Source organism: Rhizobium rhododendri (genome assembly GCF_007000325.2).
In the GTDB taxonomy this organism is placed as follows: domain Bacteria; phylum Pseudomonadota; class Alphaproteobacteria; order Rhizobiales; family Rhizobiaceae; genus Rhizobium; species Rhizobium rhododendri.
On record NZ_CP117267.1, the window covers coordinates 1351569 to 1366038 of the forward strand.

At 61.3% G+C, this 14470-nt stretch carries 9 protein-coding genes and 1 tRNA gene; 6 read left to right on the forward strand and 4 right to left on the reverse strand.

Features of this window, described 5'->3' with window-relative positions:
• Positions 1-4 precede the first annotated feature (4 nt).
• Positions 5-1744, forward strand: coding sequence for an L-arabinonate dehydratase (gene araD / locus PR018_RS06720; RefSeq protein ID WP_142822696.1), 1740 nt, complete (start codon positions 5-7; stop codon positions 1742-1744).
• Between the two features lie 113 nt (positions 1745-1857).
• Here the strand turns inward: araD and PR018_RS06725 are convergent, their stop codons facing one another.
• On the reverse strand, positions 1858-3285 hold the full coding sequence (locus PR018_RS06725) for a DUF6880 family protein (RefSeq protein WP_142822697.1): 1428 nt from the start codon (positions 3283-3285) through the stop codon (positions 1858-1860).
• Between the two features lie 274 nt (positions 3286-3559).
• Here PR018_RS06725 and PR018_RS06730 point away from each other — a divergent pair.
• The 3 genes from PR018_RS06730 to PR018_RS06740 all read left to right on the forward strand — a co-directional run bounded on the left by PR018_RS06730 (position 3560) and on the right by PR018_RS06740 (position 10293).
• Positions 3560-3633, forward strand: a tRNA-Gln gene (locus tag PR018_RS06730).
• A 227-nt stretch (positions 3634-3860) separates the two neighbouring features.
• Complete coding sequence (locus PR018_RS06735; protein WP_142822698.1) at positions 3861-5414, forward strand: hypothetical protein; 1554 nt, start codon at positions 3861-3863, stop codon at positions 5412-5414.
• Between the two features lie 223 nt (positions 5415-5637).
• Positions 5638-10293 (forward strand): beta strand repeat-containing protein, encoded by a 4656-nt coding sequence (locus tag PR018_RS06740; protein ID WP_142822699.1) that lies wholly within the window; start codon positions 5638-5640, stop codon positions 10291-10293.
• 55 nt (positions 10294-10348) lie between these two features.
• Here the strand turns inward: PR018_RS06740 and PR018_RS06745 are convergent, their stop codons facing one another.
• Both PR018_RS06745 and PR018_RS06750 read right to left on the reverse strand, forming a co-directional pair.
• Positions 10349-10960, reverse strand: a complete 612-nt coding sequence (locus PR018_RS06745) for a PilZ domain-containing protein (RefSeq protein WP_142822700.1) — start codon at positions 10958-10960, stop codon at positions 10349-10351.
• Between the two features lie 173 nt (positions 10961-11133).
• Complete coding sequence (locus PR018_RS06750) at positions 11134-11730, reverse strand: PAS domain-containing protein (protein WP_161990918.1); 597 nt, start codon at positions 11728-11730, stop codon at positions 11134-11136.
• 266 nt (positions 11731-11996) lie between these two features.
• Here PR018_RS06750 and PR018_RS06755 point away from each other — a divergent pair, with 266 nt between their 5' ends.
• Positions 11997-12776 carry a rhomboid family intramembrane serine protease gene (locus tag PR018_RS06755; RefSeq protein WP_142822702.1) on the forward strand — a complete coding sequence of 260 codons (780 nt, stop codon included), beginning with the start codon at positions 11997-11999 and terminating at the stop codon, positions 12774-12776.
• Positions 12777-12883: 107 nt separating this feature from the next.
• Positions 12884-13318, forward strand: coding sequence for a CBS domain-containing protein (locus tag PR018_RS06760; protein WP_142822703.1), 435 nt, complete (start codon positions 12884-12886; stop codon positions 13316-13318).
• Positions 13319-13391: 73 nt separating this feature from the next.
• Here the strand turns inward: PR018_RS06760 and PR018_RS06765 are convergent, their stop codons facing one another.
• Complete coding sequence (locus tag PR018_RS06765; protein WP_142822704.1) at positions 13392-14357, reverse strand: patatin family protein; 966 nt, start codon at positions 14355-14357, stop codon at positions 13392-13394.
• Between the last annotated feature and the right edge of the window lie 113 nt (positions 14358-14470).

The following is a 14470-nucleotide window of genomic DNA, read 5'->3' on the forward strand; positions in this document are numbered from 1 at the left end:
TGACATGCACAAGAAAGCAGAATGGCCGCGCCGGTTGAGATCGCAGGAGTGGTACGGCGGCACCAGCCGTGACGTGATCTACCACCGTGGCTGGATGAAGAACCAGGGCTATCCGCACGACCTGTTTGACGGACGGCCGGTCATCGGCATCCTCAACACCTGGTCGGACATGACCCCGTGCAACGGCCACCTTCGCGAGCTCGCGGAGAAGGTCAAGGCCGGTGTCTGGGAGGCCGGCGGCTTCCCGATGGAAGTGCCGGTATTCTCGGCTTCCGAAAACACCTTCCGCCCGACCGCGATGATGTACCGCAACCTCGCTGCACTGGCGATCGAGGAAACCATCCGTGGCCAGCCGATGGACGGCTGCGTGCTGCTCGTCGGCTGCGACAAGACAACGCCGTCGCTGATCATGGCAGCCGCTTCCGTCGACCTGCCGTCGATCGTCGTCACCGGCGGCCCGATGCTGAACGGCTATTTCCGTGGCGAGCGCGTCGGCTCGGGCACCCATCTCTGGAAGTTCTCCGAGATGGTGAAGGCCGGCGAGATGACGCAGGAGGAGTTCCTCGAGGCAGAAGCGTCGATGAGCCGTTCTTCCGGAACCTGCAACACCATGGGCACCGCCTCGACCATGGCGTCGATGGCCGAAGCCCTCGGCATGGCGCTGTCGGGCAACGCCGCGATCCCCGGCGTAGACAGCCGCCGCAAGGTGATGGCGCAGCTGACAGGCCGCCGCATCGTCGAGATGGTCAAGGACGACCTGAAGCCTTCCGACATCATGACCAAGGAAGCCTTCGAGAACGCCATCCGCACCAATGCGGCCATCGGCGGCTCCACCAATGCCGTCATCCACCTGCTTGCCATGGCCGGTCGTGTTGGTATCGATCTTTCGCTGGACGACTGGGACCGTTGCGGCCGCGACGTACCGACCATCGTCAACCTGATGCCGTCGGGCAAGTACCTCATGGAGGAGTTCTTCTACGCCGGCGGTCTGCCTGTCGTTCTGAAGCGCCTCGGCGAAGCGGGCCTGCTGCACAAGGACGCGCTGACCGTCTCGGGCGAGACGATCTGGAACGAGGTCAAGGACGTTGTCAACTGGAACGAGGACGTCATCCTGCCGGCCGACAAGGCGCTGACCCAGTCTGGCGGTATCGTCGTCGTGCGCGGCAACCTGGCTCCCAAGGGCGCGGTATTGAAGCCATCCGCTGCTTCGCCGCATCTGCTCGTCCACCGCGGTCGGGCTGTCGTGTTCGAGGATATCGACGACTACAAGGCGAAGATCAACGACGACACGCTCGATATCGACGAGACCTGCGTCATGGTCATGAAGAACTGCGGCCCGAAGGGATATCCCGGCATGGCCGAGGTCGGCAACATGGGCCTGCCGCCGAAGGTGCTGAAAAAGGGCATCACCGACATGGTCCGCATCTCGGACGCTCGCATGTCCGGCACTGCCTACGGTACCGTCGTGCTTCACACATCGCCGGAAGCCGCTGTCGGCGGCCCGCTGGCTGTCGTGAAGAATGGCGATATGATCGAGTTGGACGTGCCCAACCGGCGCCTGCATCTCGACATTTCCGAGGCGGAACTGGCAGAGCGGCTGGCCGCATGGCAGCCGAACCACGACTTGCCAACGTCCGGCTACGCCTTCCTGCACCAGCAGCATGTCGAAGGTGCCGATACCGGCGCCGATCTCGACTTCCTCAAGGGCTGTCGCGGCAATGCGGTCGGCAAAGACAGCCACTAAAAGCCATCCAGATATGATATCGACGAAAGGCGGGGCCATAACCCCGCCTTTTCCTTATCTGCAATTGGCCAAGACTTTGCCGGCGGGCGAGGCGGCTTCCGGCTAACTACGCTTTACCCGACAGCGCTCCAGAAACCATGCTTCTTGCCATGCCTTCGCTTCAGCGCCGCGACATAGACAGCATGATCCGGGAACGCCCCAAAATCGGCGATATGGCTTGCGAGCATTGCGCAGGTGGCAAGGTGCCGGGCGGCGTGGCGATAGCGGCTGGAGCGGCCGCCCTCCAGCGAGAAGTCGATCATCGCCCGCAACAGGATGGTGGCCGCCAGCGGTTGTTTTTCCTGCAGCCAGTCGGCAGCTTTGGCCAGGATCTCGTAGAGGTCGCCGTCGATCTCCCCAGCGCGGGCAAGCACGAGCTTTGCCGCTTCCGCCGGCGCCGGCCATCCCTCGTAAAACATCAGCGCCGTATGGACATCCTCGAAGTCGGCCACATAGGCGAAGGCCTTTTCCTCGGCCTCGATATCGTCGAAATCCGGCAGGCGCTTGATGAACGCCTTCAGGTGTTCGACGCTCAGGTTCCGCTCGAAACACTGCCAGCGAAAAGCTTGCGCCTCCGCCTTGCGGTCGAGCGCCTCCAGCGTCTCGATGCGCAAATGCTGCCACTCGATATCCAGCGCGGGGCGTCCCGTCGGCGGCGCCTTGTCGAGCGCCTCTAGCGCTTCCGCCGCCCGCCCGGCCGCAAGCAGCCGCGCGGCAATATCGGCGGCAATGGCAGGCACGGTCTGCGACTTTTCACTGTGCTGACGGACAAAGGCATCGACGTCCCCCTCGGCATCGGCGATCTGCTGCAGCGCGATGCGGACGGCGGAGTCCCGATGGCGGGCCTCGATCTCGTCGGCATAAATCGGCCCGCTCATGCCCCAGCCGATGGCGACGCGGTCTTTGGGCACCTCGAGCTGCTCCTGCTGCCATCCGTCCAGAAGCTTCTTGAGTTGCGCCAGCCCGGTCTGCCCCAACGCCGGTGCAAGCGCCGGGATCAGCGGATCGCATTCGCCATACTCGTTGCGCCTGATCGCGCCAAATACCTGTTCCGGCAGCCTCTTGTGGTGGGAAGCGCTTGGGGCGATGGTGCCGAGATCGACGCAAGCAGCATGAAAACTGCCGATGATCACCCCATTGCTGTCGTCGCATCGCGCAAAGATTGAACCGGCTAGCTCGAGAAAGCGCCACAAAAGGTCCATCGCCTCGTCAGGATCGCCATCGGCGATGGTGCCTGAAATCATCGTACGCTGCGTTTCGAGGTCGCTCTTAAGGGCCTTGATCTTGCGCCAGTCGATGTAGGTTTTCGCCCGGTCGATGGACGACAGCCGCTTGCGCACCTCGCGCGCCACCTCGGCCGTGCTCTGCGCACCCGCCAGCTCCAGGCGAAGCCGCCGCTTGTGCGCCGCGTTGCCCATGCTGATCTCGATCAGCAATTCGGACAGCCGCCCGGCGCCGAGCGCCTCGAGGTTCTTCGCATTCAACGTCGTCTTGGCGGCCATGAAACATCTGCTTCTTTGGTTTCGATCCGGGTGTGCGGAGCCGGCAGATTAACGGCGCCAAGGGCAGGGGGCAATCGCGTTCGCCACCCAGATGCAGCCCAAGCGCATCCCGTCAGAGCGGTTTTTGCAAGAAGAAACAACAGCCTCGCCACGCCAGCCGATAAAAATGCGCACTAAGCCAAAACACCCGCCGGCAGGGGGTTGCATCGCCAAGAGAATCCTTTATATGACGACGCACCGGCGAAGACCTGAGGCATGCCACAGGGATCTCTATTGGGGAATAGTTCAACGGTAGAACGACGGACTCTGACTCCGTTAATCTTGGTTCGAATCCAGGTTCCCCAGCCAATTTTGTAAAATTCACGTTGCTTTTAAGATTTGTATCAGAACAGATTTTGCCTATCGGGCGATCGTGAATTGCATCTGCATAAAAATGTTTTGCTATAGCGTTTCCATGCAACTTCTATCCGAGAATTTTAGCTACTAAAACAAGCGTTTTTCTTTGGCAAATTTCCGGAAGCTATTGCCTTCTCAGTGTGCCAATGGCGCATGCAAGCATCGGTTGGGAGCGCAATTTGAATAGAGATATTGGGAGTCTGGGGGAGGGATTCTTCGACCAACTTATTGTGCACACCCCGGGGCTGGTCTGCAATAAGGTTCAGGCCGATAAGCGTGGCTGGGACTTTCTCGTTGAGTTTCCTTCGAAATCCTTAAATTCGCTACCCTTGGATATGCAACCTCCGCCTCTGTCTGCCTTTGTGCAAGTAAAGAGTACCGAAAATCGAAATCTGTCGCCCCGCATAAGGCTCTCCAACGCCCGTCGCTTTTTGCTGAGGCCGGACCCATGTTTTTTCGTACTTTTTGTCTACGAAAAAGGTAAACGGGAGCCTTTCAAAGCGTACTTAAAACATTTCTGGTCTGAGCTGATTGAGCAGACTGTGCGTGCGCTACGCACAGCGGAGAAAGACGGTCGCACCAAATTGAACTTGACCATGATGCCGGTGAATTTCGACGAGTCCCATCAGATTTCTTTCGATAATATAAGCGATCAGATGCTAAGAGCGATAAACGACATCAAAGGGCACTATGCTTCCGAAAAAGGAAGGTTGACTTATTTCTCTGGCGCGGAAGGTGGTTTGGGGTCGTGCAGCCTAGCCTTCGACGAAAGCGTATCCGATGATGATCTTATCGATCTCGCTTTGGGACTAAGAGCCAGTGTTCCGATTGACCGTTTCGCACCTAATTCGAAGCGATTTGGAATAACACTGCCGTTGCCGGGGGTGAGGGATGGACCAGGAGAGATTTCTCTGGAGGTGAAGCCTTCGTGCTCTGCGACACTTATTTTGTCAGGGCAGAGTTTTGATGACATCATCATGCCCGTCGATTTTTATGCACCAACCGCGTTTCCTTGGATTAGACATGAACTAATTCGTTACCGAATAAAGAATTCTTTTTTAGATTTTATCTTTCATCCTGCGAGCATGACCGCAAGTAAAATCGAGATTGATCTACCCTCCGGGGCTTCGTTATCGATCCATGACTTCGAACGCTTTTTAAGTCTGTTCGTGACATTGCGCGGGAAATCAGTAACTTCACAGATATGGTTCGAAGATAGTATGAAGATGTGGGGGACGATGGAGGTTCCATCGATCAGACCGAGCGAAGATATTACCGGCTGGACAGCGCATCTTCATTTTCTTCGGCACTTTATCGAAAAGGCTTCTCATTTCGTCGAGGGCGTCAATTTATCCCAGACTCAAATGATTGACGCGTCCGAGGAAGTTTTCGAATTTATGTTTCTTTTGAACAGCCCCACGATGAATGCAAACGGTCAGATTGAAAAATTACCTACCCTAAGCGCACAATATCGAATATTTCATCCGCTTATGGTTCAGGTGGGTCTGTTCTGTTTTTGCTGTTTGGTATCGCGACTGAGTACCGCGATTTGCGAAGAAGATGAGCGCATCAACATTTCTATGAGCGAACCGAGTCATCTAGCGAGTTATATTCTGAAAGCGAATGAGGGCATAACTGCCCAGTTGCTGGCTGACATTGAGCAACGCGCGAAATCTTTTGACGGGGAAGTCGCAAATATTATCCTCGCTGCTCCCCCCTTAGTTCGCGCCTAAGCAGCTCCGTATTTAATACACCATACACCCCATCCCCGACAGCCCCGTGCAAGCTCATCCTCCCATAACCGCCTCAGGTCGGGGAACGTGGCGAGTCTTTGTGCGCGTCCTGTAAGCGGCCGAGCTGTGAGGGCGTTCGGGGTCCCCTGTGATTTCGGGCGTGCATTGTTCGCGGGGGCGCGGGCAGGGCTTCGCGGCTGTCAAGATATCAAAGGGGTTCCACATGATTTCGCCGATTTCCTCGCTGAGCGCCACGCAGATCAGGGCGCTTGCGACCACGACTATCGCGGCCTGGACGACCAACGACATTTCGGCGTTGTCGACGACGCAGATCAAGGCGCTCTCGGCAGCGCAGGTCGCGGCCCTGGAAACGGAAGACCTTGCTTCCTTCTCGACAGCCCAGCTCTCCGCCATCTCGGCAACCTCGATCACCAGCCTCAGCCTCGACCAGCTGGCCATACTCACCACCGACAAGATCGGCGGCCTCGCGGCGACGCAGATCGCGGCGCTGAAGACCGCACAGATCGGCGCGCTCGACGCGCAGCAGATCGAGGCGCTGACGCCCGCCCAGGTGGCATCCCTCAGTGCCGGCCAGATCGCAGCACTGTCGACGGACGATATCGCCGGCTTCTCGACGGCCGACATCGCCGCAATCAGCGCCAGTGCCATTACCGGGCTGTCGTCCGCCAATATCTCCGTGCTCAGCTCCGGCCAGACTGCGGCCCTCAAAACCAGCCAGATCGTCGTGCTGAGGACCAGCCAGGTTGCGGCGCTGACGACGGACCAGATCCCCGCGCTCTCGACCGCGCAGGTTGCCGCCCTCAGCGCGACGCAGGTCAGGGCCTTGCCGACCGGCGATGTCGGTGTCCTCTCCAGCGCGCAGATCGGCGCTCTCGGAACGAAGGCGATCGCCGGCCTGACGTCGGCCCAGATATCGTCGCTGTCGACGGGGCAGATCGATGCCTTCACGTCGGTGCAGATTGCCAGCCTCACCTCGCTGCAGGTCTCCGCCGTCAGCGCCGCCGGCCTCGCCACCTTCTCCTCCGGCGACATGGCGGCGATCAGCACCGTGGCGCTGGCAGGCCTGTCCACCGCCAGCATCGCAGCACTCACCTCCGACCAGGCAGCAGCGCTGAAGACAAACCAGATCGCGGCGCTGAGAACGGGCCAGATTGCAGCGCTCACCTCCGACCAGATCCCGGGCCTGTCGACCTTGCAGATCGCCGCCCTGAGCGCATCGCAGGTGAGGATGCTGAACGGCGCCAGCATCGCCGCTTTGTCCACAGACCAGGTTGCGGCCATCAGCACCAAGGCCGTCTCGGGCCTCACCACGCAGCAGATCTCGTCGCTCTCGACAGGGCAGGCGCAGGCGCTCACTCCGGCACTGGTCGGCGTCATGACGGCAGCCCAGATCGGCGCGCTCAATACTGCTGATCTCGCCACCTTCTCGACGGCCGATATCGCCGCAATCAGCGTTGCCGCATTGCCGGGCCTCTCCACCGCCAATGTCGCCGCTCTCAGTTCCGACCAGCTTTCTGCCCTGAAGCCCACCCAGATCGCAGCCCTGAAGACAACTCAGATCGCAGCGCTCGACGCAACCCAGACACCGGCGCTGACGACGGCGCAGGTGACCGCGCTGACTTCCCTGCAGCTCAAGGCTTTGGCGAGCACCAGCGTCAGTGCCCTGTCCGCCGACCAGATCGGCGCGCTCAATGCCAAGGCCGTCGCCGGCATGACGACCGCCCAGATCGCGGCCCTCTCCACGGATCAGGCTGCAGCGCTGACATCCAGCCAGATCGCAAGCCTCAACTCCGGCCAGATTGCAGCACTCAGCACCGCCGATATCGCGACGTTCTCGCCCGACGAAATCGCCGCCATCAGCGCGGTCGCCCTGGCAGGGCTGTCCACTGACGGTATCGCGGCGCTCACCCCGGATCAGGCGGCGGCGCTGAAGTCGGCCCAGATCGCGGCCCTGAAGTCCGGCCAGATCGCGGCCCTTTCGTCCGACCAGATTGCTGCGCTTACGACATCGCAGGTCGGCGCGCTGGTCTCGGCGCAGGTCAAGGCCTTGTCCAGCGGCGGCCTTGCGGCCCTTTCCGGCGACCAGATCACCGCGTTGAACAGCAAGGCTATCGCAGGCTTTACCTCGCTGCAGATCTCCTCCCTGTCGACGCTGCAGATCGAGGGCTTCACATCCGCCCAGGTCGCCAGCCTCAGTTCAGCGCAACTGGCAGCGCTGAGCACGGCAGACCTCGGTGTTCTGTCTACGGACGAGGTCGCGGCCATCAGCAACGCGGCGCTCTCAGGCCTTTCGAGCGCCGGCATTGCCGCCCTCTCGCCGGAACAGACGGCAGCGCTGAAGGCAACCCAGGTTGCCGCCCTGAAGACGGCGCAGATCGCAGCCTTGAGTGCCGCCCAGATTGCCGAACTCGGCACCTCGCAGGTAGCCGTGCTGACGGCAGCGCAGACCGGCGCACTGTCCAGCACCACCATCGCCGCGCTGTCGAACGAACAGATCGGAGCCCTCAGTGCCAAGGCCGTGGCAGGTCTCACGTCGGCACAGATCGCTGCCCTGTCGGTCGATCAGGTGGAATCTCTGACCTTGGCGCAGGTCGCAGGCCTCGGCTCCGCCCAGATCGCCGCCATGAGTTCAGCGGATCTCGCGGCCTTCTCTGCCGATGAAGTGGCAGCCGTCAGCACCGCAGCGCTGTCCGGCCTCTCCAGCGATGTCCTGTCGTCCCTCAGCGCCGACCAGATAGCAGCGTTGAAGACAAGCCAGATCGCGGCCCTTAAAACTGCCCAGATCGCCGGCCTTGCATCCGGGCAGATCGGCACCCTGAGCACCACGCAGGTTGCCGCCCTCAGCGCCGCGCAGGTCACGGCTCTCTCCTCCGGCAGCGTCACGGCCCTCTCCGACGACCAGATAGCGGCGTTGAGCGTCAAGGCGGTCGCTGGCCTGACGTCGACGCAGATCACCCTGCTATCCAGCGACCAGATCCAGTCGCTGACCTCGGCACAGGTGGCAGGCCTTGGCTCCTCCCAGATTGCCGCTCTGAGCACGGCAGGTCTCCAGGCCTTCTCGACCGACGATATCGCGGCGATCGGGACGGGTGCTCTTGCAGGCCTCTCGACCACGGCCATCGCCGCCCTCAGCCCGGATCAGGCCGCAGCGCTGAAGACGACGCAGATCGCGGCGCTGAAAAGCGCACAGATCGCGGCTCTGACCACGGCACAGATTGCCAGCCTTACGACCCAGCAGATCGGGGCGCTCAGTTCATCAGCCATCTCCGGCATTTCGACAGCTGACATCGCAGCCTTTTCCGCAGACCAGATCGCCTCGCTGACGGCAACGGCGATGAAGGGCCTGACCTCCTCGCAGATCGCTGCCCTGACGACCGACCAGGTCAGCGGTCTGTCTGCATCGCAGATCGGGGCGCTGAATTCCTCGCAAATTGCAGCCCTCAGCACCGCCGACCTCGCGACCTTCTCGGCAGCCGATCTGGCCGCGATCAGCGCGGCCGGCATGTCGGGCCTCTCCAGCGACAATATCGCCAGCCTTTCGCCTGACCAGGTTGCTGGCCTGACCGCGGTCCAGGTGGCCGGGCTGACATCGTCACAGATAGCCGCCCTGACCGGGGCACAGGTTGCAGCGCTGACGACCACGCAGGTAGCCGCCCTCGGCTCGTCAGCGATACCCGGCCTGTCCACGTCAGGCATCGCATCCCTGTCGGGCGATCAGATTGCGGCGCTCACCACCAAGGCCGTCGCCAGCCTCACCACGGCGCAGGTCGGCGCCTTGTCCAGCGACCAGATCAACGCGTTGACGGCAACGCAGATTGCCAGCCTTGCCTCGAGCCAGGTTGCCGCCCTGACTGCGGGCGATGTTGCGGTCCTTACCGCCGACGATATCGCAGCGATCACGGCCTCGGCGCTTTCCGGCCTGTCATCCAGTAACATCGCCGCCCTCAGCGCCGACCAGATCGCAGCCTTGAGTGCCAGTCAGCTGGCTGCACTGCAGACAGCCCAGGTTGCTGCGCTGACTTCAGCGCAGCTTCCGGGCCTCACATCGTCGCAGATCGGCGCGCTCACCTCTCTCCAGATCGCGGCGCTCTCCAGCGACAGCATTGCAGCCCTGTCGCCCGACCAGGTGGCTGGCCTCAGTGCCAAGGCCGTCGCCGGCCTGACGGCAGCCCAGGTCGCCGCCTTGTCGACCAGCCAGGTCGAGGCGCTGACACCGACCCAGTTTGCAGGCTTCAGCGCCGCGCAGGTCGGTGGCCTCAACAGCGCAGATGTGGCTGTTCTCTCGACGGACGATATCGCAGCTATCGGAGCGGCTGCGCTGCCGGGGCTGGCGAGCGCCAACATTCCGTCGCTCACGCCGGACCAGATGGCGGCCCTGAAGACAAGCCAGATCGCCGCACTGACCTTCGCCCAGACCCGGGCCCTGAGTTCGGCACAGGCCGCAAGCCTCAGTACCGATCAGGTGGCGGCGCTGAACGCGGTACAGATCGCAGCGCTCGGAACGGCCAGCGTCGCAGCGCTCTCGACCGATCAGGTCGCGGCCCTGAATGCAAGGTCTCTGGTCGGCCTGACCACGGCGCAGATCGGCGCCATGTCGACGGCGCAGGTCGAAGCCCTGACGCCGGCCCAGGTGGGCGCACTCAATTCCCTGCAGATCGCGGCATTGAGCACGGACGGGCTGTCAGCCTTCTCGCTGGCAGACATCTCCTCGATCTCTACGGCAGCGATTGCCGGCCTCTCCACGGGTGATATCTTCGGATTGTCGAGCGCCCAGTTGCAGGCAATCACCGCATCACAGGCCGAGGCACTGGATCCAACCCAGATGGCGGCGGTCATCACAGCCTACCAGTCGTTCTGATAGGATTGGACCATGTCTCTACCCACGGCGCGAAAAGCGTCGTGGGCTTTCCGGCTCAGAGAAATTCGCGCAGCGTGTCGCGCGATTGCAGCGACAGGAATTCGATTGCAACGCCCTCGCGGAAATGGCGAACGATCCTGCCGCGCATGTTGCCGAGGCGGACGGCCATGCCGAGGGCAGGGCGCGCTTCGACATCGACGGCAGCACCGGAGAGCGACAGATCCATGAGGCGGCAGTTATAGACGGAGCCATCCTCGAGGGTCAGTTCCACCGTCGCACTCTTCGGCGTCAGGCGGTCATGGCGGCGATCCTCGGGCAGGCCGAGTTCGTGCTTGTTGGCAAGCCAGGTCAGCTGTGCTGCGAGCTTCTCGCGTTTGCGATCAGTGGCGTTGATCGACATGTTGAAGCCGCGATTGTCGACCGAGATGACAAGACCCTCAATCCGGCCTAGATGGTCGATATAGGCAATAACCCGCTCATTCGCGCGCGGCCTGCCTTCGCATGTAACGTAAAGGTCGCCCGGCGACATATCGACGACCATGCACTCGAATTCATCGTAATTGGCCAGCATCAGGCGACCTTGCATGTTGATCGGCACCCTTTGAAAGGTCCGTTGTTCCATGCGCGGCGCACTCCGCGTTGTCATTGCTGGCTGGAATGAGTGCATAAAGCGACTTCTTGATCCTGTGAGGCTCCAAGGATTGGTAGCAGAAATTTGTTAATAGATGATTGGCCGCCGTACGCCAGTTGCATTCGATGCACGTCATGCACTCATTCGCCACGCCCCAAAAGAGCACAGGTTGTATCGTGACTATCGGAGCATCGCTGACGGTTCGAAGGTCAGAGATTGAGTGCCCGGCGAACGGCGTGGGACAGCCCCAACCCCTTGCTTGCCAAAGCCGATGCTGGAGATTGCGGCGCAGGCGTTTCGGGTTCGCGCAAGCCCGTCCGGCCATCGATCGTACGGCCACGATCGAGACGAAGACCGGCGAGGGGCTGCGTTCCAAGCCAGGCGCTTTTGCTCGTCGCCACCAGGCAACCCAGCACCCGGTCGCAGCGATCCGGCGAGGAGCGCATCGGCAGCAGGATGACCTCGAATGTCATCGAGCGGCCATAGCCGCCATTGCCCGTTGCGTTGAGCACGGCCGGCGAAACCCCGTCCATGACGCCCTTGGCAAAGGTGACGGCCTCGGCACCCTGGCTGCTCCACAGCGAAGAAAAAGGCATGTCGCGAAGTTCCCGGCCGAAAAGGCTGCAAATCATCGTCCCCGCCAGTCGAAACCGGGGACCGCCGTCATCGGCGGCTTCCAGGATGAAGACCTGCGGCAACATGTGGCGGATGGCACCCGGATCGATCTCGGACCGCAACGGAGCGTCGGCGATCCCTCGGGTGCTCTTCCAATAGGTAAACAGTTCAAAGCTCTTATCCAGGCGCATGGTCGGTCCGTGTGTCAATTCGGTGCAGGATGGCGGATATTTCCGCCCTCTGGTCCATCCCATGCTTATTCCGTGCCACGGCAACCGGCTTAGGGTTAACGAAGCCTTTCAATTGACCGGCGACGTCTTCCCGTGAGATCGAGGATGATAATCATCCGAAGGGGTGACAGCGCCGACTTCAAGCCGCCCGGCTCAATCGGGCGGCTTCTTTTTTGGCAACCGCTCCTGTATGCCTTGCGTTTTCCTTTCACGACGAAGAGCATGACATGCAAGACGATGCGCCGAAGCTTCCGCCGACCGTGGAGAACCGCCCAGACGCGCCTCCGCCGCGCACGCCGATCTTCAATCTGCCCCCCGTGCTCGTCGCCAGCCTAGGCCTGCTGCTGGCGATCTTCCTGATCCAAAGCGTATTTTTCTCGACGGACACGCTCGACTGGTTCTTCTTTACTTTCGGCTTCGTACCGGGCCGCTACATAACGCCTTTGTCGCAGCAGGGTCTGGAGTGGCTCTGGACGCCGGTGAGCTATTCGCTGCTGCATGCGAGCATCGAGCACATCCTGTTCAACGGCTTGTGGCTGATGGCCTTCGGTGCGCCGGTGGCTCGCCGCATCGGCCCGGTGCGCTACATCGCATTCTGGATACTCTCGGCAATCGCAGCTGCAGCACTCAATGCCGCCATCCATTGGGGCCAGATGACGTTGATGATAGGCGCATCGGGCGTCGTCTCGGCGCTGATGGGGGCTGCCTGCCGCTTTGCATTTCCGCCCGAGAAACGCGGGCCTCGCCCGATGGAATCGCACCTCAATCCAAGACTGTCGATCATTGGCGCATTGCGAAGCCGGACAGTCCTGATGTTCATCCTGTTCTGGTTCTTCACCAATATCCTCATCGCCTTCGGCATGCCGCTGATTGGCGATGGATCGCAGGACGTGGCATGGGACGCTCATGTCGGCGGCTTTATCTTCGGTTTCCTGCTCTTTTCGCTGTTCGACCGCCCGATAGAATTGCCGACGCCGCCTGAAGACGTCGCCGCCATCGATGGCTGAAGGTTGCATTCCCGGCAACCTGAGTGCAACATCGAATTCCGGCCGCGCGGAGGGAGGAGACCACGGGCGACCGGAATCCTATTGCGATTTCGAAAGGGGAGGATCGAATGCCAATTTCCGTAAAATCCATTTTGGACGCCAAGGGTCGCGCCGTGGTGACCGTCGGTCCGGACACTACGCTGCTTGAGGCCGCTGCGATCCTTGCGGAACACCGCATCGGTGCGCTGGTGATCGGATCGCTCGGAGGCACTATCTCCGGCATATTCACGGAGCGGGACGTTGTAAAAGCTGTTGCCAAATATGGCCGCTCCAGCCTCGACCAGCCCGTCGTAGAAGTGATGAGTTACAACATCGTCCGCTGTAGCGAAGATTCGACGGTCGACGAGGTCATGGAGATGATGACCCAGAGACGGTTCCGCCATGTACCGGTGGAAGACGACGGCAAGCTCAGCGGCATCATTTCGATCGGCGACGTCGTCAAGGCCCATATCCGCGAGATTGAACTCGAGGCCGAACAGATCAAGGCCTATATTGCTGGATGAAATATCCTGGGGAGTGGGCTGATCACAGCACCTCCCCAGCCATGATTGCCGAACGAGCGCCACCCCACCCACTTCAGCGGGCGTAAGCTTCCTGCATGCGGCGAATCTCCGGAAGTCGGGCCGAAGCCTCCTCATAGCCGCGATCGATAGCCGCACCGGCGCGATAGAACTCGGAAAGGCCGATATCGCTCAGTCGCGGATGGAGCGCCAGATCCGGTGGATCGCCGGCAAGGCGCGCGCGCGAAATCCTGTCCTGTATGATGTTGAAGGCCTGCACCATGACGCCGGTCATGCCGAGCCTGGTGTACGGCGCTTCGGGCTGGCGATGGATGTCGGTCGCCGGCAGCAGAGCGTTGTGCTTGACCACGGCGGAGCGGCCGTAGAGATCGTAATTGAGGTTGACCGCGACGACCAGCGGCTGCTCGTAGGACCGGCAGACCGAGACCGGCACCGGATTGACGAGTGCGCCGTCGACGAGCGTTCGGTTGTTGCTGCGCACGGGCTCGAAAATTCCGGGCAGCGCGTAGGACGCCCGCAACGCTGTGATCAATGATCCGTTGGTAATCCACACCTCATGGCCGGTGTTGAGTTCGGCCGCCACGGCGACGAAAGGCCGGGGCAGGTCCTCGATGTTCAGCCCCTGCAGATGCTCCTGCATCCGCTTGGTCAGCCGCATCCCGCCGAACAGCCCGCTTCCGCCGATGGTCAGGTCGAGCAGGCTGGCAATGCGGCGCATGGTGAGCGAGCGGGCGAAGGATTCGAGTTCATCGAGCTTGCCGGCAAGATAGCAACCGCCGACGAGTGCGCCGATCGATGTGCCGGCAATCATGCCGATCTCGATGCCGGCCTCGTCGAGCGCCCTCAGCACGCCGATATGCGCCCAGCCTCGCGCTGCGCCGCCGCCCAGCGCCAACGCGATTTTCGCTTTGCTTGGAAGGACCGGAATGAGGGCCGTTGCGGAGAGATCGTTGCCTTTGGCCGGGGAGGTAACCGCCGGACTCTGTCCGGCGCCCTGACGATTGAAACGCCAGTTCAGCATCTTGTCTTCCTTCGAGGCGTATTGCGCCTCTTGTTATGTCGCGTCCCTTTTTGTTTGCCTGAACATCATACGTCGACAGGACTTAACAGTGTAATGCCCTGCCGGATCAATTT

What these genes read in the sequence shown, in the direction of transcription:
- araD (WP_142822696.1), top strand. Translation starts at nt 5, where the DNA reads ATGCACAAGAAAGCAGAATGGCCGCGCCGGTTGAGATCGCAGGAGTGG.
- PR018_RS06725 (WP_142822697.1), bottom strand. Translation starts at nt 3,285, where the DNA reads ATGGCCGCCAAGACGACGTTGAATGCGAAGAACCTCGAGGCGCTCGGC.
- PR018_RS06740 (WP_142822699.1), top strand. Translation starts at nt 5,638, where the DNA reads ATGATTTCGCCGATTTCCTCGCTGAGCGCCACGCAGATCAGGGCGCTT.
- PR018_RS06745 (WP_142822700.1), bottom strand. Translation starts at nt 10,960, where the DNA reads ATGCACTCATTCCAGCCAGCAATGACAACGCGGAGTGCGCCGCGCATG.
- PR018_RS06750 (WP_161990918.1), bottom strand. Translation starts at nt 11,730, where the DNA reads ATGCGCCTGGATAAGAGCTTTGAACTGTTTACCTATTGGAAGAGCACC.
- PR018_RS06755 (WP_142822702.1), top strand. Translation starts at nt 11,997, where the DNA reads ATGCAAGACGATGCGCCGAAGCTTCCGCCGACCGTGGAGAACCGCCCA.
- PR018_RS06760 (WP_142822703.1), top strand. Translation starts at nt 12,884, where the DNA reads ATGCCAATTTCCGTAAAATCCATTTTGGACGCCAAGGGTCGCGCCGTG.
- PR018_RS06765 (WP_142822704.1), bottom strand. Translation starts at nt 14,357, where the DNA reads ATGCTGAACTGGCGTTTCAATCGTCAGGGCGCCGGACAGAGTCCGGCG.